This window comes from Micromonospora sp. DT62, assembly GCF_049847285.1.
GTDB classification, from domain to species: domain Bacteria; phylum Actinomycetota; class Actinomycetes; order Mycobacteriales; family Micromonosporaceae; genus Micromonospora; species Micromonospora reichwaldensis.
Map to the genome: position 1 here is coordinate 1 of NZ_JBNCOB010000045.1, position 23347 is coordinate 23347.

The following is a 23347-nucleotide window of genomic DNA, read 5'->3' on the forward strand; positions in this document are numbered from 1 at the left end:
GGTGGACCAGGTCCTTGGTCCGCGCGCCGCGCGCCGCGCGCACTGAGCCGGCCGAGCCGGCCGAGCCGGTGGACCAGGTCCTTGGTCCGCGCGCCGCGCGCCGCGCGCACTGAGCCGGCCGAGCCGGCCGAGCCGGTGGACCAGCTCGTGTCTTACTTCCTGGTCCCTTCCGGCTGAGCGCTTCCGCTTCCGCTTCCGGTTCCGGGTGTCCTTCCGGGTTGATGCTCTTCCGGTTCCGGAGTTGACGAATCCCACGGAACTCACGCTCGGTATCGGAGACCGCGATGGGTGACGCCTCCGGTGGTCGGCGGTCGGTGACGGTGACGCCTCCGGTGGTCGGCGGTCGGTGACGGTGACGCCTCCGGTGGTCGGCGGTCGGTGACGGTGACGCCTCCGGTGGGCGTGGTCGGTCGGTGGGCGTGGTCGGTCGGGGTGGGCGCGGTCGGTCGGTGGTCGGTGGTCCCGGAGACCGAACAGACACGGGGAGACACGGGGAGACCGGACAGACAGACACGGGGAGACCGGACACCGGAGACCGGACAGACAGGGGAGACCGGAGACCGGACAGACAGACACGGGGAGATCGGAGACCGGAGCCGACCACCCCTCTCTTCTCGTCATTCCCCTTCGCGAGGCGTCAAACCAACGCAGAACACGTACCGATTCCACCAACCGCAATTGCATGCTTTGAAATAAAGCTGAAAAATCTGCCTGCGATACCCAGCTCGAAATGATCGCTCGGAACGCAAACCGAATTTCAGTCCCGGATCACGCCACAAAAATAGAGGGTCGCTCAATGAGCGACCCTCTATTAATAGAATTAGGTAGAAGCTAGGCCAGAATCAACGATCGTTGCGCCTCCGACAGAGCAGGATCAAGACCATGGCCGCGGCCAGGGCTCCCACCCCCGTCATGGCGGAGGGCTGGTCACTGAGGTTGTTAGCCAGCTCTACCAGCGCAGATGCCAAGCTGAGGGCCGCCAGCGCGTCCTGCTTCTCCCTCCGCGAGTGAGGGTCTTCAGGTTCAGTCGGGGCGTCACGCATTGCCAATTGATCCTCCTGACCACGCCAAAGTAGGCGCTCCAAGCATTGGGATGAGGCAGATTTCCTGCCGGCTTGAGCGTCTCATGTAGACCAGTCTTTACGCTACTTCGTGACGCAGCGACGGAAGCCGTTGAGCTCTCCCCATCCGTCTACCCGAAAGAAAGAGATGATCTTGGCTGTCTAGACGGGAGGCTCGCGCAGAAGAACCTAAGCCGCGCTTGTAGCTACCGAAGGTAATCGTCCGCCGGCGCGTCTAAGAGCGTGTCTCAGGTGGTGAGTTTGAGGTAGCGCTTGTGGCAGGTGAGAGCGGCGGCGAGGGTGGCGAACGCGCAGTAGAGGCTGGCCGAGCGTTCGTAGCGGATGGTCAGCCGGCGGTAGCCGGTGAGCCAGGCGAACGTTCTTTCGATCACCCAGCGGTGCCGGCCGAGACGGTTTGGCGACTCGATGCCGCGACGAGCGATGCGGGGGCGGATGCCGCGGGCGCGGAGCATGCGGCGCAGGTGTGGGTAGTCGTATCCCTTGTCGGCGTGCAGCTTGTCGGGGCGCCGGCGGCGAGGTCCGCGTCGGGAGCGCACGGCGGGGATGGCCTGGACCAGGGACTCCAGGCAGCGGCTGTCGTGGGTGTTCGCGGCGGACACGCCGACGGACAGAGGCAGCCCGTTGCGGTCGGACAGAGCGTGGATCTTGCTGCCGGGCTTGCCCCGGTCGACCGGGCTCGGTCCGGTCAGGTCGCCCCCCTTTTTGCCCGCACCGACGCCGCGTCGGCGGTGGCCCGGGACCAGTCGATCAGCCCCTTCGTGCCGAGTTGGTCCAGGGCGGCGACGTGCAGGCGCCGCCACAGCCCGGCCCGGGTCCAGGCGACGAACCGACGGTGCGCGGTGGCCTTGGAGACTCCGAACCCGGGTGGCAGGTGCCGCCAGGCGCAGCCGGTGGTCAACACGTACACGATCGCGGCGAACACCGCCCGCGCCTCGATCGGTGGGGTGCCGCCGCCCTGCGGGCGTCGAGGCGGTGGCGGGACCAGCGGGGCGGCCAGGCTCCACAACTCGTCAGGCACCCACTCTGAGATCAACCGGTCGTCCACAGTAGAAGAGATCTACCACCAAGGTCAGCCAACCGCCACCTGAGACACGCTCTAAGGGAGAAGTAACAAGGAACCTTGATCATTCGAGGTTGACGAGGGCAGCCCTGGTCGGTTCCGGAGCGGCTCCGGTCGAGGCCGGCGGGAGAATCCCAGGAAGGATGCTGCCGCGCCGCCTCCGGTCCTCGCGCCGTGGCCAGCGCTGCAGGTCCCGGGTCGGCGGCTGTTGCTCAACGCATCCGGGTGGCGGCACGCTTACGCGCATGACCTCTGCGGACATGAACCTCGCCGGTCTCGGGCTGAGGTGGGCGCCTGACACCGTCGCTGCCGCTGTTGAGGAGATCGGCAGACGCGCCGGGCAGCGCGGTAGGGGATGGCAGGAACTAGCCGAAATAGTTCTCCACGACGCGTTCATGTCCAACGACGCGGTTGAAGCGTTCAAAGAGCTGGATGCGGAGAATCAGCTGGCTCTTCTGCGCTCGCTGCCGCGCAGGGTGCTGCAGTCGCCGCGGCGTTGGCCGGTGGACCTCGGGTTTGGACAGGTGCCTCCCCGGCGTTTAGACGACGGCGCGACCCGCCGCGTGCTGGCGCAGGCGCTGAACTGGCTGGAGGAGCGCTGCTATTTCGGTCGGGAACTTGGGGTCAAGTGCGTTGACGTGTACGACGACGGTGAGACCCCATACCTCATCGAGGTGATCACCAGTCGGCTCAACCTGACCCCGGCTGACGGCCTCCACCAGCTGCTCGCCGAGGTGGAAGTCAGTAGGTTGTCCGACATCCTCGCCGTCGTCCGCGAGTACGTCGCCGTGCCGCCCGGCCGGCACTTTCACTCCTGGAACGCCTGCGGCTGGCATCCGACATCCGGGGGGTGGTACGCCGAACTCGGCCGCCGCATTCTCGACGACGTCGTCGCGACGGTCGCCGCGAACAGCGTCCTAGGCGGACTCCTGGTTGCCTCTCGCCAGCTGGGCGCGACGGTCGCGGCACCTGTACTGGTCGACCCCTTGCACCGCACCAGCCCTGCCGCGTACGCGCCGGCTGAAGCCTTCCTTCCCCACGGGTCAGTGCTGACCGTCACCCGCTTGGTTACCCGGCTTGCTGCCGCACGCCACCTTGATGCACTCGATGCCTTCCTGCGTGCCCACCGCGTCCATATCGAATCGGCGGGCAACACGACGAGCCCCGACTTCGTGCTGGTGGTGGAGATCCTCGCCGACGACCAGGCTCGGCTGCAGCGTCACGAGGAGGTCATCAAAGAGGCACTGTGCGACCTCGCCGCATATGGACCGTGGACCGTTCGGTACACCCGCCCGCCGGAATATCGGTACCCGCCAGAGACCGCCACGCTCGACCCCACCTCGATCGCCACCCGGTTGGAACGGGCAGGGCGTCTTCAGGAGGCGGCCACCGCTCTACGGTCGAGTTTCCGCTTTCGGCCCCGACCCGGTACCGAAGGTGGAGTGCAGCTCGTGACGATCGTCGACGACCCGGACGGCACCGACGGCCAGGTCCTCGACGACGCCGTCTGGCGGGTGCACACCGGCCTGCGCACCGCCCTCGCGGCGAGTGGCCTGGAAGCAGTCCTCCTTGAGGCGCTGCGCCCGCCAGGGCTACGGGCGATCGAGGAGCGGCGTCCCCGGGTTGCAGTGGTGACCTCACGCGGGCATGTCGGCAGCGACATCGCACCGAAGCTCGACGGCGAAGTGCTGGACGTCGACTACCGCACATTTCCGGCGAACGCCCCAGACGCGGCGACGCAGTTGGCCGGAATGCTCCGGACACTCGCCACGGACGCCACCTTGGACGGCGTACTGATCGGTCGCGGCGGCGGCGACCAGTCCGACCTGTCCCGGCTCGTCACGCCAGAGGTCCAAACGGCGATCAACTCCGTCCGGCAGGCACGGAAGATCGTGGTCCTCGCTATCGGCCACGGCACGTTCGCGGCAGAACTCGAGGTGGACTTCGAGGCACTAACGCCGGGCGACGCTGCCCACGCCCTGCGGGCCATGCTGGTGGATTACCCGACGCGCAGACGCATGGCGATTGCCGAAGCGCAGGAGCGCCTCGCCGCAGCGCCGCCGGTTGACGAGTGGCTGCAACTCGTTGAACGGGAGCAGGATTCGCTGCGCAAGCGGCTGGCCGCCATTGAGATGGAGCACGAGGCCGCGCTGGCCAGGATGCGCCAGACTCCAGCACGGGCCCCGCTGCGCTGAGTCCAACTACGGACGGGCCGCGTCGTGGTCGCCGGTCCACAGGCCTACCGGCTGGGCGAGTCAAGGCCGGCCCCCACGGCTTTCACCGCAGGCGCCTGCCCGGCTGCGTCGCTGCCGGTCTTCACCCCCGCCACAGCGTCTCGGGTCGAGACGGGGTACGCCCGGGCCGCCGTCACCGCCGGTTCACTGCTGGTTGCGATGCTCTCCGCCGGATCGGTATGGGCCGCCTGGTTCTCGGCGGTCTCCTGGCTGCGGTCTCGACGTACCGTGCCGAGATCGATGCGTCCGTCGAGCTGGTCCTGCACCACCCGGCACGCGAACGCCCCCGGGGTCCGGGCCCGGTCGACGAAGTTGGGCACTCCGCGCAGCAACTGCTGCACGTCGTGGCCAGCTTGCTGCGCCTGGTCCAGCGCGTACGCCAGAGCACCCCACGCCTCGCACCCGATCACTCTGTCGGCCCGCTGCCCAGACGGCCATGCCTTGCGAACCTCGGCGGCCATCCGCTCCTGCCTGTCCCGCACCGCCTCGGCGGACATCGCCGGCCGCCGCGACCGATCTGTAGCCTCGCGCACCGCCCGGTCGACGGCATCGGACAGCACCTCGATGTCGTCCGGCTCGCGCACCGGCTCGGGCTTCGCGGCCGCCCGGTCAGCCCGCTTGGCGAGCTGGTCGACGACCACCTGCCGGGCCTGCTGCGCCCGGGGATCTATGTGCTGCCACGTCGACGCGGCCCGCCACACCCGAGCGATGTCCTCCGTCCCCGCAGTGCGCCACCACGCCGGCCGCATCGCCGGCCGCCACACCGCCGCGTCGGCCTGCTGCGCCGCGCGAGCCTGCGCGCGGATCTGCCGGGCCTGATCCTCGCTGGCCCGCGCGGCGCGTTGCAGCTGCGCGATCCGGGCGTCGATGAGCACCTGGGCCAGTTGGCCGGCGGCCTGGATCGCGGCGGTCATCGCCGCGGTGGCCCGCTGGTGGATCTCGGCCATCTCGTTGTCGGCCACTACCGTCCCCCGTCTCTCATCGCTGCGTCTGCTGATCCGCCGCCGGGTCGACGCGGGCCCGTGCCCGTGCCGCATTCGGCTCGTCCCGCCCCACGCGCGGAACCGGAACATCCCGCTCGACGTGCACCGCCCCTTGGGCGAGCAGCGGCATCAGGTGCGCCGCCGCCCTGGCCGCCGCGCCGGCCGCGTGTGCCTGCTGCTCGGCCGCGCGCAGCTCGGCCAGCGCCACCACCAGCCGGGCTGCCTGCACGACCACGGCGAGCAGCACTGCCGCCTCACCGCCGTCGCGGGCGGGTCCGGTGACCATCAGCGCGTCGGCGACCCGGCCCAGCTCGGCGGCAATCGTCGATGCCGCCGGCGCTGGCGCGCGACGCGGTGGTGCTGCCGCGCGGGCCAGTGCGTCAGCCGCCCGCGTTAGCGGTCCCCGCCCCGACGGCTCGGTGACGGCCGCGACCCGCGCCAGTAGGTCGGCGCTGGCCCGGGCTGCCGCCGGCCACTGCGGCGAGCCCGGCGCGACGCCGGCCAGCCGCCCGCTGATCGCCTCCAGGGCGGCGGCCGACGACCTCCACACCGCCATCCGGTCCTCACCACGCAGCGTGGTCGATTCTGCGGAATCCGCCGTCTTCCACTGCGCTGCCGGCGGTGGCGGCGCGTCGGGCCACCGTTTGCGGATCTGGGGCAGGCTCAGGTCCCCGTCCAGGCTGCGACCGGCATACCAGCGTGGCTTGCTGGCACCGGCCGGCCGTAGCGCCACGGCGTATCCGACCACCTGGTCCCGGTCGGTCGCCGCGGTGCGCGCAGCGACCAGCAGGCCGGCGGCCCTCATCCGTGCGACCCACTCGGCTTCGCTGCCGGCACCCGCGAGCGCGGCCCGGACCTGGCGGCGCAGCAGTTCCCGGTCCGGCGCCTGGTCGACGCGCCGGGCCCGCTCCACCTCAGGCCGGGTCAGCTCCGGCCGTCGGGTCGCCCCGGCCCTCCCGGGTGTCCATTTGCCCAGCCCGAACTCGTCCTCGATGAGGTCGGCGACCTGTTGGCTGCGCCGTTTGTCCTGCCGCAGCCACACTGGCGCCCCGTCCTCGGTGGCGAGGGTGACGACCAGGTGCACGTGGTCGTTGCCGCGCGCCGACAGCCCGTGCCGTACCGCAATCCACCGGCACCCGGCCCGCTCCGCGTCGCCGGTGAAGCCCATCTCGGCCACGAACCGGCCCGCGATGCGGCCCCATGTTGCGTCGTCGAGCTGCCCCTCCTGGGCCGGCAGGCTCAGCGAGCACTGCCACACGTACTGCTTCACTCCGCGCTCGCCGGCGGCAATCTGCGGCGCGTCCAACCGAGCCGCCAGCTCGTCCAGCGACCATCGCTCGCCGCCGCGTTCAGGTCGGCCGGGAGTCAGCAGCGCCACGTCGTCGTACCCGGCGACCAGGTGCGGGTTGACGTGCTCCTCGGCCTTCCCTGGGCCAAACAGGTACTCCAGCAGGCCCCGGACCCGGGCGCCGTAGGTAACCTTCGGGATCATCAGCGTCGGCCGGTCTGGGCGGCGGCGATCGCGGTCACCAGTTCGTCGACGCGGGCCGCGATCCGTGCCAGGTACGCCGCCGTGGCGGCCAGGTCCCCGGCCGGCTCCCCCGTGGAGTGCAGCCGCGCCACCGCCTGGTTGAGGTTGGTGGCCGCGCCCCGCACCTGTCGGTGCACTCCCATCAGCTCGACCAGCAGCGGGCCCGTCTCACCGCCCCCGCCCGGGCCGGTTGGGGCGGGCACGAGCGGTGCCGTACCGGCTTCCGCCAGGTACGCCGAGGTGGCCATCCGGGCCGCCGCCGCGTTCGCCTCGACCGCCGCCAGCTCCGTCTCGGACAGCCGCACGGTCACCCGGTGCACGCGCGGATCATCGTCGGTGTGGGCACGCCTGCGGCGCTGACTGGCACCGAACCGGACCACACCGACCTGCGGCGAGTCAGCCACGTCGACCACCCTCCCGGCGGGCCGACGCCGCCCTGATCTGCCCGGCCGCCACGCGGCCCGTCTGACCAAAAGTCAGACTTTTACTCCAACTTGCTCCGGCAGCGCCGGTGGGTTGCGCGTGCGCGACCTGGCCGCGTGGGCGCGAACCCAAGCACACCTGATGGCGCGCACCATGCGACAACCTCGTGACGACCCGGCACCACCGGTTACCAGCGCCCACCGTCGACAACGCGACGCGGCACCGTGCGACGTTGCGGTGGCAGGTCCGTGCGCCTGGTCGACGTCCTCGCCGAGCGCTGGCGGCGGCTTCGGCGGTGGCCAGTAGGGCCGCACGGGCGGGCCCACGAGGATCGATCTTGGCCGCTAGGCTCGGCGTCCACAGCCACCAGACCGGAGCATCCAGGGGGAGGATCCCATGGCCGAACAGTCCGCCAAGGCCGTCCGTACCGAGACCGAGAAGGCCGCGCTGCAACTGCTGCGCGAGCGCGCGGCCCTGGTCGGCGAGGCAGCCACCGCCCGGCACGACCGCGACCAGCTCGTCGACGCGCTGCGCGAGGCCAACGCCCGCTACGCCGCCCGATACGCCGACGCCGTCGCCGGCGGCTGGACCGACGACGACCTGGCCAAGCTCGGCCTGGACGCGCCGGAGTCGTCGACCACGTCCAGGCGGCGCCGCCCGCCCCGGCAGGCGCAGCCCGCACAGGGTCAGCCGGACGAGCTGGGGCCGCCGGCCGACGTCCCGGCGCAGACGTAGCGGCGCCGCCCACGTCACGATGACGGCTTCCCCTGCTGCGGCGGGGGAGGCCGTCATCGTGTGATCGCCGATCACGACCTGGTCCCGAGCGGCACGCCGCGGGCCCGCATCCACGGCTCCGGGTCGACCGCGTTGGCGCTGTTGGCGTGGAACGGGCCAGGACGCACGTTGATGTGCACCTCGAAGTGCAGGTGCGGCCCGGAGCTTCCGCCGGAGTTGCCGACGTGCCCGATGACTGCTCCGGCCGCAACGCGCTGACCGATGGACACCTCGGGCCGCTCGATCATGTGGCAGTAGCGGGTCACGACGTTGCCCGCGTGGCGGATGTCGACGTACCAGCCGCAGCCACGCGCGCCGGTGTGCCCGTCGCGGTCGCAGGTGGTGTGCCAGTCACACTTGACCTGCTCCACCACCCCGGCCGACGCGGCGCGGATCGGGTCACCCCGCACGTCCGAGGTCGACATGTCGACGCCAGCGTGCAGGCGGCCGTTGCGCTGACCGAACGGGCTGGTGACCACCGCCCGCAGCGGCTGCACCCAACCGCCCGGACCAACCGGCACCGGGCCCAGGTCGTCGACGCCGCACGGGGCCGTCGGCGCACCACCGCCGATGTCGTCGATGCTCGGCAGACCGAGCACCCGCGCGGCGAGCTGCTCCGCGTCGGGCTCCCACTTCTGGTATGCCTCCGGCAGGCCCGAACGCTGCACCGCCTGCGCGGCATCGGTCAGCCGCATCCGCTGCCACCCGTCGACGTGCACCAGCGCCTCGTAGAACTTCTCGGCCGCGTAGCTGGGCGTCATCCGCTCCCGCACGCTGCCCCACCCTGGACGCTGCTGGAACAGCCCGACCGAGTCGTGATCGCGGCCCACACCCTCGTGCGGCAGCGACAGCGACTCGGGCACCGTCGCGTTGGCGAGGTTGCGCAGTGTGGACTCCTGCATCGCGGTAGCCAGCGCGATGACGTACCCGCGCGGCGGCACCTGCCGCTGGCGTCCGACCGCCACGATCGTCGCCGCGTGCGTGCTCTGGGCGCTGTCCCACCCGCCGCCACCCGGCACCGGTGAGGCACCAGGTAGCGACGGCACCTCGCACGCCGCAGCCTCAGCCTGCGCCTGGCCGAACAACATCAACGGCAGGCCCACCGTCCCGCCGCACACCAGCATGACCACGGCGGCCACCGCCGCGATCAACGCGACCGGTCGTCGAGTCACCGAACCGCCCGAACGAAGTCGTTACCGGTGACCACCCAACGCCCAGCCACGGCGGCGAGGGTGACGGTCAACGTGCCGGCATCGGTGGGCACCTCGTACACCGCAGCCCCGGCCTTCGGCGCCTGCTTCGCTGCCAGGCGGCCCGTCACCTGGGTCGCCGGAACCTGCGCCGGGTCGACGGTACGCAGCGCGCGGGCAAAGCCGTCCTCGCAGTGCGGCGCGACCCGCTTCCACCACACGTCCGCCGGCAGATCCGAACGTGCCCATGCCACCGCGAACGCCTCCACCACCCTCGGCGCCTGGGCGGCCGGCGGCAGCGCGGCCGGCGCCTGCTCGTCGCCGTGGTCGTCGCTGCCCGGTGCCTCGCGGGGCGACGTCGGCGACACCTCGACCGCGCTGACGGTCGGATACACCGGGCCGCTGACGTCCGGTGCCGGTGTGCCCGGCTCTGCCGCCGTGCCGCACCCCGTCAACGCCACCGCCGCACCCACAGCAGCCAACGCCGCCCGAACCTGCCATCCACCGTCTGTGATGCGCGCGGATGTGGCTGCTCTGCGTGCCATATGACGCCTCCCCCGTACTTTCATTCGCGTCCTTGTCGCGGCAGAGCAATCACCATAGATCCATTGAGAAACGCGGTGCTACTGTCGGCTACTCGTCGGTGACCTTGTTACACGGGGGAGGCATCAGATGGCGGGGAGCATCTGCGCGCGGCGGGAACGCCGGTGAAGACAACCGCTGTTACCGCGCACCGCACGCGCCTTGGGAGCGCACCCCACCTTCCGTCCTCGGCGATTCCGGAAAATGTCCTCCTGAGTGGATGGCCGCCGATCTGGTGGGTCGGGTGCCACGGTGGAGCGGGCACGAGCACCCTGGCGCGGCTGGCCGGCTTCGGAGTCGACTTCGGTAGGACGTGGCCGCTGACGACGCCGGCGATGCCGCCCGCCCAGGTGGTGCTGGTGTGCCGCCTGTCCGCCCACGGCACCTGGGCGGCCACCGGAGCGATCGAGCAGTGGCGTCGCCGCGCCGGCATAGCCGGCACGACCACCGTGCTGGGCGTGGTCGCTGTCGCGGCCTCCCCACGGCGCCCCCCGCGCATCGCCACCGAACGACTGCACCTGCTCGGCGGCTGGGCGCCGCAGGTGTGGCGCGTCGGCTGGATCGACGCGCTCCTGGCCGCCGACGACCCCCGCGACGTCGGCACACCCCCCGACGTCGAAACACTCCGCCACGCCCTCGCACAAAAGATCCACACAAGACCGGAAGTGAACCGATGACGCTCGCAGACCTACCCGCTCGCCTCGGGCTGTACCTGGCAGCCCCCACCCCTCCCCCCGGTGGGGTGCCGAACCCGGGCGGCGGCGTGGCACCCCCCGGAGTGGTGCAGAGCAACGTGCTGGAAATCCTCCAGTGGATCGCGTGGCTCGCCACCGCCGCGTGCGTCGGAGGAATCATCTACAGCGCCGCGAAGATGGCCATCGCGCACCGCCGCGGTGACGACACCAACGTCGCCCAACTCGGCTGGGTATTCGCCGCCTGCATCCTGATCGGCAGCGCATCCACCATCGTCGGCGCCCTGATCGTCTAGCTCGGGGAGGCCCCCTCATGTCACAGCCTGACTTCACCCAGCGACCGCCATGGACGCGGCCCGGATTCATCGCCGCCGCCGCGCTGGTGGTGCTCATCCTCGCGGCGGGTCTGCTGGTCGCCCTGCTACCCAAGGGTGACGACGACAGGGGCGGCGGCGGTACGACCACCGGCACGCCGGCGACAGCGCCCGCTCCGGCCGACAGCAGTACCGAACAGGAGCTGCCCACGGCCGTACCGACGTCTCCACCGGCCGACGTGCGCTGGGAGCTCGTCGGCGCGTCCGCCGTACCGGTCAGCGCCACCGCAGGTCCGAAGCGGATCACCGAGACCACCGCGTCCGGGTACGCACACACCCCGGAAGGTGCTCTAGTCGCTGCCGCGCAGCTCATGACCAGAGCCAGCCACACCCTCGGGCCCGCCTACTGGCAGCCCACCATTGAAAGCCAATTCGTACCGAGCGCCGACCGAGACCGCCTCGTCGCCGAGTACCGCGCCAGTGACAGTGGACCCGCCGACCCTGGCTCGCTGAGCCAGATCGCCGGCTTCACCTACCAGTCCTACACGCCCGACACCGCCGTCATTGGGCTGGTGCTGCGCGCGCCGTCGGCCGGCACCCCCCGCTACCACGTGCTGTCGCTGACGCTGCTCTGGCGTGACGGCGACTGGCGCATGCAGGCCCCACCCGGTGGGGCGTGGATCTCCATCAACCGCGTCACCAGTGACCTCGCCGGGGTCGTCGAGTGGGGGCCGCGGTAGTGCCGGACGACTGCCCCATCGTCAACCCCGTCTGCGTCCCAGGTCACGTCCTCGACACCACCGCCGGCCGGTTCCTCGACGAACTGTCCGAGCAGGCATCCGAGGCCGCCGCAGAGATGCTCAAGGCCCTGGTTGCGGGCTGGATGTCTATCCCTACCCCGAAGGTGTCCCAGGGCTCCTGCCACACCGACGCGTCCGGGAAGCTCGTCTGCGACGGCACCGTCGACTACCTGAGCGCCTACACCAACTGGGCGGTAGCCGCGCTCGCGGTGGGTGCGGTGCTCGTCGGGGCGATCCGGCTCGCGTGGGAACGCAACGGCCGCGACGCCGGCACCCTGACCAAGGGCCTGGTGACGATGGTCGTGCTCGCCGGTGCCGGCGTGCCCGCCGTGCAACTGCTCATCGGCATCGGCGACAGCTACTCCGACTGGATTCTCAAGGCCTCCGCCGACGGCGACCTCGGCGGCCGGCTGCGCCTCTTCGCGCCGGCCGCCGCGACCAGCGGCCTGGCCCCACTGATGGCGATCGGCATCTCGATCATGATGTTCCTGGCCACCATGGTGCAGTTGCTGTTGCTGTTGGCCCGAGGTGCCGGCCTGGTGCTGCTGGCCGGGCTGCTCCCGCTGGCCGCCGCGTCCGGCATCGCCGGTACCGGGCGCGCGATTCGCGACCGGTACCTGACGTGGCTGCTCGCCCTGGTCCTCTACAAGCCCGCGGCGGCCACCATCTACGCCGCGGTGTTCTGGATGCTCGGCAAGGGCCAGGACCTCACGACCCTGCTCACCGGCCTGGTGATGCTCTGCATGGCGATCGTGGCGCTACCGGCGTTGATGCGGCTGATCGCCCCAGCCGTGTCGGTGCTGTCCTCCGGCGGCTCCGGCGGTGCGGCGGTCGCGGCGACGTCGGCGGCCGGGCAGGTCGCCTCGGGGGCGATCCGGCTCAACGCCAGCAGCGGCGCAACCGGCGGCGGCCCCGGCGCGCGAACCGGTGGCGGTGATCCTGGCCGGCCCGGCGGCGCCACCCCATCCTCGCCGATGCCGGCGCCCCGCCCCTCTGGTGGAAGCGCCAGGACCAGCGCGGCGACCCCGACCCCTGCCGGCTCGTCGACGGCCACGACCGCCCAGACGGCGACCAGTGCGGCGCAGACGACGAGCGCGGCAGGCGCCGCCACCTCGACGGCCGGGCCAGCCGGCCTTGCGGTCACGGCGGCGCAGGCAGGACCCGCCACCGTCCGCAAGATCGGCGGCACAGCATCCGGAGCAACAGGCGGCGAGGGCGCATGAGCACCGACGTACGAGCCCGTGCCGGCGAGCAGCCGCAGCAGCAGCGCACCTACGGCAACTGGCGTCTCGGGCGCGGTGCCGGCCTGTTCGGGCTCGGACCGGCCGGCACGATCGCCGCGTTCCTGGTCATGGTGGTCAGCGCGGCGATGCTGCCGGTCTCCACGCTGGCTGCGCTGATCACCGCCGTTCTCGGGCTGCTCGTGCTCGCGCCGCTGGCGATCCGGGTCAACGGGCGCACCGGCTTCCAGGTAATCAACGCCCGGATCGCGTGGTGGCTGGCGCGGGCCCGCCGCCACCACGTCTACGTCTCCGGGGTGGCATCCCGGGTCACCGGCGCCCACCAACTGCCTGGGGTGCTGGCCCGCAGCGAGGTGTACGAGGTGGAGACCGGCCGGTCCGGGCTCGTCGCCGTCGTCGTGGTGCCGCAGAGCCGGCACTACACCGTCACCCTGCGGTGCGCTCCCGAGGGCATGGACCTGGTCGACCAGGCCGTCATCGACGCCCGCGTCAGTCACCTGGCGTCCTGGCTGGCGGCCCTGTCGCGCGAGCCGCAGCTCGTGCAGGCACAGGTCACCGTCGAGACCACCCCGGATCCGGGCACCCGCCTGGCCGCCGAGGTCACCGCTACGTCCCGCCCCGACGCGCCGTCGCTGGCCCTGCAGGTCCTCGACGACGTCGTGCGTTCCTACCCGGCCGGTTCGGCGGCCGTCGACACTCGCGTGTCGCTAACCTACACCGCCCCGCCCGGCCGGTCGATGTCGCACGAGGACGTGTGCCGGGAGGTCGCCGCCCGGCTGCCGCACCTGCATGCCGGGCTGACCGGCGCCACCGGCGCCGGCATTGTGCCGATGTCCGCCCGTAGCCTCGCCGCCGTGGTGCGCGCCGCCTACGACCCGGACGCCGCCCTGGACCTCGCCCGCGACCCGCAGCTCACCCCCGACTGGACGCAGGCCGGGCCGGTGGCCACCCGCGAGAGCTGGGACTCCTACCGCCACGACTCCGGCGTCTCGCGCACCTGGTGCATGGTGGAGGCCCCACGCGGGGTGGTGTATTCGCGGCTGTTCGCCCGCCTCACCGACCCGGACCCGCAACTGCTGCGCAAGCGGGTCACGATGGTCTACCGGCCGTACTCCCCCGCCGACGCGGCGCGGCTGGTGGAGGCCGACAAGCGCGACGCGAGGTTCATGGTCGCCAAGAAGCCGCGGCCCAGCGCCCGGGACCTCACCGACCTGGCCGCCGCCGACCAGGCCGCCCAGGAAGAGGCCACCGGCGCCGGAGTCGTCCGCTTCACCGTGCTGGTCACCGCCACCGTCGCCGACGACGGCAAGCTCGACGAGGCCACCGGCATCATCCGGGCCCGCGCCGGCGAGGCCCGCCTGACGATCCGGCCGATGTACGGCTGCCAGGCCGCCGGGTTCGCCGCCGGCCTGCCCGCCGGCGTGGTCCTGCCCACCCACGCCACGATCCCCTTCTAGGACGGCGGCAATGACCAGCCCTCGAACCAACCCACCGCCACGGCGTCGACCGGCCGGGCATCGGCCCGGCCGCCTCGGCTACGGCGCACCCGGCGGCGGCCGGTGGTCGTGGATCGAGCCCTCAACGGAGTACCGGGGCACCACCGTGCAGGTGTGCGGCCTGTACCCGTTCGGCACCGGCGCGTCGACGCCGATGATCGGCGTGCCGGTCGGCCGGCACCTCTACACCGGCTCGGCGGTCTGCTTCGACCCAATCTCCTGGTACACCCGCGCCCGGCTGATCAACAACCCGTCGGTGTGGATCGAGGGCGAGCCCGGCATGGGCAAGAGCACAGCGGTGCGGCGGATGGTCCTCGGGCTCACTGCCCAGGGCGTCACCCCGCTGATCCTCGGCGACCTCAAGCCCGACTACGCCGAGCTGGTCCGCGCGCTCGGCGGGCAGGTGCTGCGCGTCGGGCCCGGCCTCGATCGCATCAATCCCCTGGATGCCGGCCCGTGGCGGCAGGTCCTCGACCGCGTTGACGAGCGCACCGGCGCCGTCGTGCGCGCCGCGGTGACCGACCGGCGGCTGAACATGCTCGTCGCCCTGGCCACCCTCGTGCGGCGCGGGCCCGTCACCTCCGACGAGACCACCGTCCTGGCCGCCGCGCTGCGCTACCTCGCCGAACGGGAGACCGACACCCCGCCGGTGCTCTCCGACGTCCTGCGCGTCATCCGCGACGCGCCGGCCGAGGTCCGCGCGGTCACCCTCTGGCAGGAAGACGGGGACGTCCCCCGCTTCCGTGAGGACGTCGCCAACCTGCACCGCACCCTGCTGGCACTGCTGCACGGCCCGCTCGGCGACACCTTCGAGGGGCAGACCACCACGCCGATCCGCCTCGACACCCCGGCGGTGTGCGTCGACATCTCCAGCATCGACGACACCGACGAGCTACGCACCGCCGCTACCCTGCTGTCGACCTGGTCCTACGGCTTCGCCCAGGTGGAGGCCGCGCACCTGATGGCCGACCTCGGCCTGGCGCCGCCGAGAACGTTCTTCACCGTCCTCGACGAGTTGTGGCGGGCGCTGCGCGTCGGGCACGGCCTAGTCGACCGCGCCGACGGCCTCACCCGCTTGAACAGGCAGAAGGGCACCGGCACCGCCTTCATCACCCACAGCCTGGCGGACCTGGAGGCGCTGCCCACTGCCCACGACCGGGCCAAGGCCCGCGGCTTCGCCGAACGCTCCGCAGTGCTGATGATCGGTCCGTGCTCGGAGCAGGAACTCGACGCAGTCGCGCGGGTCCGGCCGCTGTCGCACGCGGAGCGGCGCGAGGTGCTGTCCTGGTCGGCACCGCCGTCCTGGACCTCGACCGAGGGCAGCGGCACCGTCGGCCGCGGCAACTTCCTGATCAAGGTCGGGTCGCGGCCGGGTATCCCGGTGCACCTGGAACCCACCGAGACCGAGATGCGGCTCGGCAACACCGACTTCCGCTGGACCATGGCATGAGCCGGCCGGCCGGGCCGCGCGGTGGCCACGACGACGCCGGCCTCATCGTCGGCGGCATCGCCGCCGGGGTCCTGGTCCTCGCCAGCGGCGCGTGGCTGCCCGTCGTGCTGGCCCGCCCGCCCGGATACACCGGCGGCGGGCCGATCCAGGTCGCCGCCGCGGTGCTACGCGGCGACATCACCTGGACCACCGCCTGCACCCTCATCGCCGTCGCCGAGGTGAGCGTCCTGCTGCTGCTGGCCGTCGGCGGCACCGCCGCCTGGCGGTGGGCACGCCGGCGCCGCACCCGCGTCGACCCGGCCGCCCGCCGCATGGCCAGCCGCAGAGACCTCGCCCACCTCGGGCCGAAGGGTGTCGCCGACAGCGGGCGGCGGCTGCGGCCCAGCCTCGCCGACGTCGACCGGCCCGACCCCGACCAGCTCGGCGTGCTGATCGCCCACACCGTCGCCGGCGGGATGCCGCTGCGCCAGTCCTGGGAGGACATGGCCGTCGACATCTGGGGCCCTCGCACCGGCAAGACCACCTGCCGGGCGATCCCCGCCATCGTCGCCGCCCCCGGCCCGACCCTGGTCACCAGCGTCAAGGGCGACATCGTCGACGCCACCCGCGACATCCGCGCCGCACGCGGCACCGTGTGGGCGTTCGACCCGCAACACATCCTCGGGCCCAAGCAGGGCATGTGGTGGAACCCGCTGCGCGCCGTAGCCACCATCACCGACGCCCGCCGCCTGGCCGAGCACTTCGCCTCCGCCGAACGCGAGCCCGGCGTCAGCCGCGACGCCTTCTTCGACCCGAGCTCCGAGGAGTTGGTGGCGAACCTGCTCCTCGCGGCCGCCGTGGCCGGCCGGGACATCCTCGCCGCGTACCGGTGGGCCGTCAGCCCTCGCGACGACGAACCCGCGGTGCTGCTGCGCGAGCACGGCTTCGACCTGCCCGCTGACGCGGTCGCCGGGGTGGTCAACATGCCCGACAAGACGAGGGGCGGCATCTACGCCGGCGCGCAGAAGATGCTCATGTGCCTGACCGAGCCCGCCGTCACCGCCTGGGTCACCCCACCCACGCGCGGCGGGGTCCTCGAGTTCGACCCGGCCGCCTTCGCCGCCAGCACCGACGTGCTGTATCTGCTGTCCCAGGGCGGCCCCGGCTCCCCCGCCCCGCTGGTCGCCGCCCTCACCGACGCCGTCCTACGCGCCGGCGAGCTACGCGCCCGCACCTGCCCCGGCCGCCGCCTCGACCCGCCGCTGCTGAGCATCCTCGACGAGGCCGCCAACATCTGCCGGCTCCGACAGCTGCCCAACCTCTACTCGTACTACGGCTCCCACGGCCTGCCCATCATCACGATCCTGCAGTCCTACCCCCAGGGCATCGACGTGTGGGGCCGCGAGGGCATGCGCAAACTCTGGTCCGCGGCGAACGTCCGCACCTACGGCGGCGGCGTCGCCGACCCCGACTGGCTGGAGGAGCTGTCCAAGCTCATCGGCGAGCACGACGTGACGACCAGGTCCACGAGCAGCAGCGGATCCGGGTGGGGCCAGCGGTCGGTCTCGCACGCCACCCGCCGCCAGCGCATCCTCGACGTCTCCGACCTGCACGCCCTGCCCCGCGGCCGGATGGTCGTCTACGCCTCCGGCGCCCCACCCGCACTCGCCCGCACCGCCCCCTGGCAGAACGGCCCGTACGCCGAGGCGATCCGCGCATCGATCGACCACTGGGACCCACACGGCCGCACCGACTGGACCCTCACCCCCGACGCCCTGCCGGAGCCCAACGCATGATTACACCGACCACCGGGCCGACCGACGACCCGGTCGCCGAGCTCACCGCTCTACTCGGCCAGCTCGCTGGCGACCCGGACGTGACGCCGCCGGCCGCCACACCCTCAGCCGACGACGCCGCACCGGAGCCGATCTTCCACAACGTGGAAGCGTTCGTCGCCGACTACCTCGCCCACGTCGTCGAGCGGCGCCTCGCGTCTGGGCCGACCTCCGGGGTGAACTGGTGTCCCCGCTGGTGGGCCCATCCGGAGGCGATCTCCCGCCTGTACGCGCTGTGGCGAGCCTGGGAAACGCTACGGGTCAGCGACCCACAGACCGGTATGAGCATCTGGTGGCGCGACCACCTCGACCCCCATCTCGCCGCGCTCGCTGCCGAGTATGGGCCGTTTAGCCGGTGCAGCCCGGACAAGCACACCGAACCCCGGCCCCTTCCCGTCGAACCAGCACCGCCAGAGGTTCTCGCCCAACTCCCCGACGCCGACACCCTCTGATTCCGTGGCATCGCCCCCTCGCCGGACTCGCCCTCTCCCCGCCAGCGGGACCGGTCATAGTCACTTTGCAGCCTGGCTACTTTCCGTCGTCGACCTTGGAGTGCTGAAGCTTGTGTACGTCCAAGGCGGCGTTACGCCCTCGCAGCGCCATGCCGGTGTCGTAAGTAAGCAGGCGGACGCGGCGGCCGGCCAGGGTCTGGAGGGTCGCGGTGCGGTCGACGATCTCGTCGTCAGTGATCGACAGCCGGGTGTGTCCCGGCGGGTCGAGGACGATGTCCAGGGTGATCCGGCCACGCGGGATGCCTCCGCTTTCGACCTGCGAGTAGTCCTGGTCGCGTAGCCGGCCGCCGTCCCGGATCACCTGGTCGATCCGGGACGTGACCATGCGGGCTCGGCGCCGGACGTCCTTGTTCTGGTGCTGCTTCTTGCCGTCCAGCTCGTCGACCACGGCCATCGGCACCAGGATGTGGATTGGCTCGTCGCGCAGCCCGAGGTCCTGCCGCAGGTCGATCTCGTGCAGCTCTTGCGGGTAGTGCAGGTAGACGTTGGTGTCGAGCACAACCAGGACACCGGCCCGGTGGAGCTGGTCTACGCGCTCCTTGAGGTTACGGATGGCCTGTTCGAAGACGGTGACCCGTTCGGTGAGCTCGGTGGAGACCAGACCGTTGAGGACCCGTTCCCCTCCCGGCTTCCCGAACGGGACGGTGGCCGCGAGAATGGTCTCGTAGGTGCGGAGCCCGATCAGCTGCTCCATCTCGGTGGGGCGGATCAGGTTGTAGAGCCGCCGGCGTGCCTCGTGCACCCATTCGATGTACGTGAACGCCCGCTCGATGGCGGCCGTCCCGCCGCCGCCCCCGACGATGTTGTACAGCTTGTTGAGCAGGTAGTCGAGGGCGGAGTCGAGCACCGTGCGCTCGGTGCCGGGTAGCGGGTTGACGAGCATTGCGCCATTCAACACGGCCCCAGCCTCTGCACCACGCCTGGCCGGCGCGGGAGGACTTCCGCCTCCCGCTCGGCGGCAGCGGCGGTACAGGTTCGCTCAGCAGCCAGGAACGTCTGACGGCGCCGCACGGGGCTGAATCATCGCGAGGGTGATTCCCGGCCCGGATTGGGTTGCTGTTGCGGGGGGGTTTTTCGGGATTCCTCTGGCGTGGCGGCCATCGGCGCACGCATCGCCTTCCGTGTCGCCTGGGGAAAGGCGAGTGCTGCCGCTCCCATGCCTTTGGACGCTTGCCACCCCCGCTCCGGCGTCCAGACCGCGCCGGGGCTATTCGGGACTGTGTCGACGAAGCGGCCGACTTCGGCCACCATGGCTTCGAAGCTGGGATACCGGGCGAGTTGCGGATTGCTCTTGACCAGGTGGGCGCAGCCATCGCGCCACGGAATCTCGGGCTCCCCGGCCGGCACGGGGGTTTGCCCATAGACGCGGTAGGGATGCGGCAGGACGGGCGGATCCAGACGACGCAGGTTCCAGTTCGTCTGCAGTGATCGCCTGACCTCCGCTGCGGCCATAGGCGTCGTCCGAATGAGGAAGTACGAGTCCACCAGGTCTTTGTACCGGTGCCAGGGGCCGGCCGGAGCATTGCGCAAGCTGACTGGTGGCCCGGCAAGCAGGCAGAGCTTGTCGCCGAGCTGGTCAGCTACCGGGTAAAGGCGGGGCTGCACGGGGTGGAATCCCGGCAGGGTGAGCGCGGTGATCGGTCTGCTGGAAGGCTCGGGCTCTCCTGGGAAGGAAATCTTGCTAGGCGGCTTGATGTCGATCTCGATCGTGATCGGATCATCGACTGGGCGCAGGCTTCCGATGCTGTAGCGGGGATCTATTGGCTGAGCGGTGATCGTGCCCATGACTTGGCCGTTGTCGTATTGCCGCAGGCTGCCGGGGATATACGCCACCAAGCCGTGCAGACCACGGCCGGACTCGGCTGCGGGGTGCCCGGCAGGCGCAGTGACCGCAGCGATAGCTTCGCGGACACCGGCGCCGTACCCGGCGCCGGTGTCGGCGGGATCCAGCTGCCGAGCCACACCCGCTGCGTAGAGGTCGAGGTCGAAGGCTGTTCTCGGCAGCAGATATGCCTGATCGATGTTAGAAATGCCTTCGACTCGTAGATCGTCCGGCATTGGTAGGTTCACAGGTACCCGTGCCGGCAGGCTCAGCGAGCCGAGCAGCAGCCATTCCCCCTGTGCCGACAAGCGCGTCGTGATGTCCGCCATCAAGATCTGGTGCAGTGCCCGGTCCTCGTTGTACTCGGGGTGCCGGGCCACCGCTGCCACGTGGGCCCGCAGGTCTCTCCAGGTGGGAAAGGCGTCTCGAAATGCCTCGGTAGTGCCAACATCGACGGTCACGGCTGCGCCGCCTCGGCCTGGAGCGCCTCCAGCAGCGGAACCCACCATCGACGTTCGGCGAGGCTGAGCTCCGTCGTCAATTCCTCGACCGTCGCCCATCCGCCCCGAACGAATCCGCGGACTAGCGACTGTAACTCTGTGATGTCCAGCGGCTCGGCGTCGGCCAGGTCGAGCAGAGTCCGCGCTGGCGTGGTGACCGGCAACCCGTCCACCCACTGCCACGATCCCGGTCCTAGATCAGCTCCATGTGTGCGACCGTCCGGCGCCGCCACGCTGGCACTTGCCGTGAACTGCGGATGATCACCGGGTAGGTCTCCGAGCCGGTATAGGCGCACCGCGGAGCGGTGTGACACCACTCCGGTGTCCGGCAGGGTCCTTTCCCATCCCGGTGTCTCTGGGGCCAGCCGGAGCCACGCGGCGTACAGCCGTGGCATCGGATGCCGTCCGCCAGCACGTAAGCGAACCACTCCGTCGATCACCGGCTCGATCACATGGAGGGCTTCGAGTTCGGCCAACGCCGCCTCAGGAACCCCCACTCGCCCGGCTTGTTCGACGGTCACCTGCCCCCACTGGCCGTCGGCGATCTCCAGCAGCTTAGCGATGTCACCGATCCCCACCATCCCGGCAGCGTAACGGTGAAGATCGATTACCGTGGTCCCGTGACCACCTCAACACCGCCTGAATGGCACCACGACCGAATCGGTGCGGCCGAACGTGGCGAGAACCCTACGGTGATCACCCGGATGCGGACTGGCTGGGCCGTCATGGGTGACACCCAGCATCTTCCCGGCTACACCCTCCTGCTCTATGCCGGTAAGGCGGACCATCTCACCGACCTACCTGTACGGCAGCGGACCGACTTCCTGACGGACATGAGCCTGCTAGGTGAGGCCGTCCTCAAGGTGATCAGCGGTCGAGACCCTGCGGTTCACCGGCTCAACTACGAGATCCTGGGTAACTCCTGGCACCACCTGCACGCCCACATCCACCCGCGATACACGTGGGAACCGGCACCCTGGCGAAACGGGCCGGTATGGCGATACGACTCAGCCGTTCGAGACGCACCAGAGCATGCCCTCGGCCCTCATCATGAGGAGCTCAAGGAAGCCATCGCGGCCGAGCTTCACGCCGCTGCCGCCCGCACACTATGACGCCAGCCAGCAACACGCGTTCCACTTTCGTGGCGCCCGCCTGCATTCGCAGCCAAGCACCAGCGCTCATGTGCTTACCGAGCGCGCCTGGTACCGCAACAACTGGCCGTCCAGTCGGCTTGCCGCAGGAGCGAGAGACCGGGCAGCAACCTGGGCGCCCATCGGTCGCGTCGATGGAATGACACGAAAATCTGGATCACCACCTGGGGCGCACAGGGAACGCACAGCTCCGTCACGTGTCACCTGCCTTCGGACTACCGACGTGCGGTACTGGCCAATGGCGAATGCGTCCGATGAGGCATACCGCGAGTCGGCTACCTGACTCGATGCAAACTTCCCGACCTCGATCAGGGGAGGTTCACTTATTGGAGTGCTGCCGCGTCCACGTCTGGTATGAGCAGACGTGGGCGCGGCAGCGCGCGGAGACTGCCGACATAGCAACCCAGCCCAGGAAGTGGATGGCAACCCAGCCCCAGGATTGATCGCCGGCTTGTTTCCGCAGATCATCGCATCGTCAAGCCTTGACGATGACTGGCTCGACCCGAACTCAGCCCCAACATCCGTCCCAGTCGGCTCCGTCGTCCATAGGGGCGGCTGCCAAGAGCGGCAGAGTCAGAGCATGCGCAGGCGCTCGATCTCAGCGCCATCTCTTTCTCGGAGATACACCGCTCCGCCCGCTTCCTGCACACGTTGGAGTAGTGCGTACATCTGTAGCGCTTTGTTGATTGCGTCCGTCTTGCTGTCGCTTGTGATCCCGACAGCTTCGGCGAGCGCCTTGGATGTCTTTTCGGTGAGATTGACGGTCACCCGCTCGTGCGATCCGCCACCCCGCGTCGTCGCTGGGGCGGAATTTGCGACTGCTGTCGAGCTCCTAGCCATGATCCTCACCCTCCTGTGCCAACTCCCCCGTGCACAGCCCAGCAAGCCGAGACCGCAGTGGGTATCTGGACCCACACGCCAAGACTGACTCACTGCCCCCTCCGGAGAGTCCCTTCCCTCCGGAACATTGCCCTGACAGTGTCACAGGAGGCACGTCAATGCGCAAGCCAAACGCCGCACAACATGCAGGTAATCACCGCGTGATGTATGTCACTTGATGGCTTGTTGCTTGACGATGCACGTGCATCTGACGTGTCGGGCACGTAACGTGTGCGAGTGGATGGCAACCTTCGTATGTCTCCGGCCCCTTCGGGGGCCGGAGTCCTATCCGCCCCCGTTAGGAGTCCGATGCCCAAGAAGCAGCCCAACGACCCGGTCCGGGTCACTGACCTGTCGCACGAGGTCCCGGCCGCCTCGGCGGACGAGAACAACCACTCGCGGACCCGCGTGGCGGGCTTCCACGAGGAGCTCGAGCAGGCGCACCGCAAGATCGCCGAGCTGGAGCGTGAGCGGGAGAGCTCCGCCACCCACACCGCACACATCGTGGATCACTTTCGCCGCCGGACGTGGGCGCTTGGTACCGCGTTCGTGACCTTGGGCGCCAAGGCTGGGTACGGCATGGCGACCTCGGGATGGGGAGACCAGCAGTGGTGGCTCAACTTCGGCCAGGCGGTCGGGATTGTGCTGACCACCGGGTACGTGATCGCCCCTAACATCCGCAAGCTGCTGCGTCTGGCGAGCGTGCTCGGAGACCCGGAGCGGCGCGGGCACTAGACAACGCCCGAAGCGGGGGGGGGGGGGGGGGGGGGGGGGGGGGGGGGGGGGGGGGGGGGGGGGTGAAGAGAAACAGAGCACC

The 23347-nt window shown here is 70.6% G+C and carries 22 protein-coding genes; 12 read left to right on the forward strand and 10 right to left on the reverse strand.

The window, feature by feature from the left end; translation table 11 throughout:
- Positions 1 to 1309 precede the first annotated feature (1309 nt).
- Positions 1310 to 2115 (reverse strand): IS5 family transposase gene (locus ACPXCB_RS30945; protein WP_425879604.1). Its coding sequence is split into 2 segments (ribosomal slippage): positions 1310 to 1777 and positions 1780 to 2115, totalling 804 coding nucleotides; the frame shifts between segments, so codons are not numbered across the junction.
- 272 nt (positions 2116 to 2387) lie between these two features.
- On the opposite strand from ACPXCB_RS30945, the gene ACPXCB_RS30950 reads away from it, so the two are divergent.
- Positions 2388 to 4337: an exodeoxyribonuclease VII large subunit gene (locus tag ACPXCB_RS30950; protein WP_425879606.1), complete on the forward strand. Its 1950-nt coding sequence runs from the start codon at positions 2388 to 2390 to the stop codon at positions 4335 to 4337.
- A 44-nt stretch (positions 4338 to 4381) separates the two neighbouring features.
- Here the strand turns inward: ACPXCB_RS30950 and ACPXCB_RS30955 are convergent, their stop codons facing one another.
- From ACPXCB_RS30955 to ACPXCB_RS30965, 3 genes are read right to left on the reverse strand one after another with little or no spacing between them, the layout of a single operon-like run.
- A complete protein-coding gene (locus tag ACPXCB_RS30955; protein ID WP_425879608.1) occupies positions 4382 to 5338 on the reverse strand; it encodes a hypothetical protein in 957 nt (318 codons plus the stop codon).
- Positions 5339 to 5354: 16 nt separating this feature from the next.
- Positions 5355 to 6851, reverse strand: a complete 1497-nt coding sequence (locus ACPXCB_RS30960; RefSeq protein WP_425879610.1) for a relaxase/mobilization nuclease domain-containing protein — start codon at positions 6849 to 6851, stop codon at positions 5355 to 5357.
- A complete protein-coding gene (locus ACPXCB_RS30965) occupies positions 6851 to 7294 on the reverse strand; it encodes a plasmid mobilization protein (protein ID WP_425879611.1) in 444 nt (147 codons plus the stop codon). The genes ACPXCB_RS30960 and ACPXCB_RS30965 overlap by 1 nt, the downstream gene beginning before the upstream one ends.
- A 415-nt stretch (positions 7295 to 7709) precedes the next feature.
- Here ACPXCB_RS30965 and ACPXCB_RS30970 point away from each other — a divergent pair, with 415 nt between their 5' ends.
- Positions 7710 to 8048 carry a hypothetical protein gene (locus tag ACPXCB_RS30970; RefSeq protein WP_425879613.1) on the forward strand — a complete coding sequence of 113 codons (339 nt, stop codon included), beginning with the start codon at positions 7710 to 7712 and terminating at the stop codon, positions 8046 to 8048.
- A 71-nt stretch (positions 8049 to 8119) separates the two neighbouring features.
- On the opposite strand, the gene ACPXCB_RS30975 is transcribed toward ACPXCB_RS30970, so the two are convergent.
- The gene (locus ACPXCB_RS30975) at positions 8120 to 9259 is read right to left on the reverse strand and encodes a M23 family metallopeptidase (protein WP_425879614.1); all 1140 of its coding nucleotides are present in this window, start codon (positions 9257 to 9259) and stop codon (positions 8120 to 8122) included.
- Entirely contained in the window at positions 9256 to 9738 is a 483-nt protein-coding gene (locus ACPXCB_RS30980; protein ID WP_425879615.1) for a hypothetical protein, read from the reverse strand. Before ACPXCB_RS30980 ends, ACPXCB_RS30975 begins: the two co-directional genes overlap by 4 nt.
- Positions 9739 to 9984: 246 nt before the next feature.
- On the opposite strand from ACPXCB_RS30980, the gene ACPXCB_RS30985 reads away from it, so the two are divergent.
- From ACPXCB_RS30985 to ACPXCB_RS31020, 8 genes are all read left to right on the forward strand, one after another.
- Entirely contained in the window at positions 9985 to 10536 is a 552-nt protein-coding gene (locus tag ACPXCB_RS30985) for a hypothetical protein (RefSeq protein ID WP_425879616.1), read from the forward strand.
- 104 nt (positions 10537 to 10640) lie between these two features.
- The gene (locus tag ACPXCB_RS30990; RefSeq protein ID WP_425879618.1) at positions 10641 to 10847 is read left to right on the forward strand and encodes a hypothetical protein; all 207 of its coding nucleotides are present in this window, start codon (positions 10641 to 10643) and stop codon (positions 10845 to 10847) included.
- Positions 10848 to 10864: 17 nt separating this feature from the next.
- Positions 10865 to 11605 (forward strand): hypothetical protein, encoded by a 741-nt coding sequence (locus ACPXCB_RS30995; RefSeq protein WP_425879620.1) that lies wholly within the window; start codon positions 10865 to 10867, stop codon positions 11603 to 11605.
- The gene (locus ACPXCB_RS31000; protein WP_425879622.1) at positions 11590 to 12888 is read left to right on the forward strand and encodes a hypothetical protein; all 1299 of its coding nucleotides are present in this window, start codon (positions 11590 to 11592) and stop codon (positions 12886 to 12888) included. The genes ACPXCB_RS30995 and ACPXCB_RS31000 overlap by 16 nt, the downstream gene beginning before the upstream one ends.
- Positions 12885 to 14363 (forward strand): SCO6880 family protein, encoded by a 1479-nt coding sequence (locus ACPXCB_RS31005; RefSeq protein ID WP_425879623.1) that lies wholly within the window; start codon positions 12885 to 12887, stop codon positions 14361 to 14363. The genes ACPXCB_RS31000 and ACPXCB_RS31005 overlap by 4 nt, the downstream gene beginning before the upstream one ends.
- A 10-nt stretch (positions 14364 to 14373) precedes the next feature.
- Positions 14374 to 15852 (forward strand): ATP/GTP-binding protein, encoded by a 1479-nt coding sequence (locus tag ACPXCB_RS31010; RefSeq protein WP_425879625.1) that lies wholly within the window; start codon positions 14374 to 14376, stop codon positions 15850 to 15852.
- A complete protein-coding gene (locus ACPXCB_RS31015; RefSeq protein WP_425879627.1) occupies positions 15849 to 17627 on the forward strand; it encodes a type IV secretory system conjugative DNA transfer family protein in 1779 nt (592 codons plus the stop codon). The genes ACPXCB_RS31010 and ACPXCB_RS31015 overlap by 4 nt, the downstream gene beginning before the upstream one ends.
- Positions 17624 to 18118, forward strand: coding sequence for a DUF4913 domain-containing protein (locus tag ACPXCB_RS31020; protein WP_425879629.1), 495 nt, complete (start codon positions 17624 to 17626; stop codon positions 18116 to 18118). The genes ACPXCB_RS31015 and ACPXCB_RS31020 overlap by 4 nt, the downstream gene beginning before the upstream one ends.
- A gap of 76 nt (positions 18119 to 18194) precedes the next feature.
- Here ACPXCB_RS31020 and ACPXCB_RS31025 read toward each other — a convergent pair whose 3' ends face one another.
- The 3 genes from ACPXCB_RS31025 to ACPXCB_RS31035 form a co-directional block, all read right to left on the reverse strand.
- Positions 18195 to 19076 carry a PIN domain-containing protein gene (locus tag ACPXCB_RS31025; RefSeq protein ID WP_425879630.1) on the reverse strand — a complete coding sequence of 294 codons (882 nt, stop codon included), beginning with the start codon at positions 19074 to 19076 and terminating at the stop codon, positions 18195 to 18197.
- 122 nt (positions 19077 to 19198) lie between these two features.
- A complete protein-coding gene (locus ACPXCB_RS31030) occupies positions 19199 to 20461 on the reverse strand; it encodes a nucleotidyl transferase AbiEii/AbiGii toxin family protein (protein WP_425879632.1) in 1263 nt (420 codons plus the stop codon).
- Positions 20458 to 21081, reverse strand: coding sequence for a hypothetical protein (locus ACPXCB_RS31035; RefSeq protein WP_425879634.1), 624 nt, complete (start codon positions 21079 to 21081; stop codon positions 20458 to 20460). Before ACPXCB_RS31035 ends, ACPXCB_RS31030 begins: the two co-directional genes overlap by 4 nt.
- Before the next feature lie 39 nt (positions 21082 to 21120).
- Here ACPXCB_RS31035 and ACPXCB_RS31040 point away from each other — a divergent pair, with 39 nt between their 5' ends.
- Positions 21121 to 21612 (forward strand): HIT family protein, encoded by a 492-nt coding sequence (locus tag ACPXCB_RS31040; RefSeq protein WP_425879636.1) that lies wholly within the window; start codon positions 21121 to 21123, stop codon positions 21610 to 21612.
- Between the two features lie 612 nt (positions 21613 to 22224).
- Here the strand turns inward: ACPXCB_RS31040 and ACPXCB_RS31045 are convergent.
- Positions 22225 to 22419, reverse strand: a complete 195-nt coding sequence (locus tag ACPXCB_RS31045; RefSeq protein ID WP_091619558.1) for a hypothetical protein — start codon at positions 22417 to 22419, stop codon at positions 22225 to 22227.
- Between the two features lie 420 nt (positions 22420 to 22839).
- Between ACPXCB_RS31045 and ACPXCB_RS31050 the strand changes: the two genes are divergently transcribed.
- Positions 22840 to 23265 (forward strand): hypothetical protein, encoded by a 426-nt coding sequence (locus tag ACPXCB_RS31050; RefSeq protein WP_425879637.1) that lies wholly within the window; start codon positions 22840 to 22842, stop codon positions 23263 to 23265.
- Positions 23266 to 23347 lie beyond the last annotated feature (82 nt).

What these genes read in the sequence shown, in the direction of transcription:
- ACPXCB_RS30995 (WP_425879620.1), top strand. Translation starts at nt 10,865, where the DNA reads ATGTCACAGCCTGACTTCACCCAGCGACCGCCATGGACGCGGCCCGGA.
- ACPXCB_RS31020 (WP_425879629.1), top strand. Translation starts at nt 17,624, where the DNA reads ATGATTACACCGACCACCGGGCCGACCGACGACCCGGTCGCCGAGCTC.
- ACPXCB_RS31015 (WP_425879627.1), top strand. Translation starts at nt 15,849, where the DNA reads ATGAGCCGGCCGGCCGGGCCGCGCGGTGGCCACGACGACGCCGGCCTC.
- ACPXCB_RS31050 (WP_425879637.1), top strand. Translation starts at nt 22,840, where the DNA reads ATGCCCAAGAAGCAGCCCAACGACCCGGTCCGGGTCACTGACCTGTCG.
- ACPXCB_RS31010 (WP_425879625.1), top strand. Translation starts at nt 14,374, where the DNA reads ATGACCAGCCCTCGAACCAACCCACCGCCACGGCGTCGACCGGCCGGG.
- ACPXCB_RS31035 (WP_425879634.1), bottom strand. Translation starts at nt 21,081, where the DNA reads ATGGTGGGGATCGGTGACATCGCTAAGCTGCTGGAGATCGCCGACGGC.
- ACPXCB_RS31005 (WP_425879623.1), top strand. Translation starts at nt 12,885, where the DNA reads ATGAGCACCGACGTACGAGCCCGTGCCGGCGAGCAGCCGCAGCAGCAG.
- ACPXCB_RS30970 (WP_425879613.1), top strand. Translation starts at nt 7,710, where the DNA reads ATGGCCGAACAGTCCGCCAAGGCCGTCCGTACCGAGACCGAGAAGGCC.
- ACPXCB_RS30960 (WP_425879610.1), bottom strand. Translation starts at nt 6,851, where the DNA reads ATGATCCCGAAGGTTACCTACGGCGCCCGGGTCCGGGGCCTGCTGGAG.
- ACPXCB_RS30950 (WP_425879606.1), top strand. Translation starts at nt 2,388, where the DNA reads ATGACCTCTGCGGACATGAACCTCGCCGGTCTCGGGCTGAGGTGGGCG.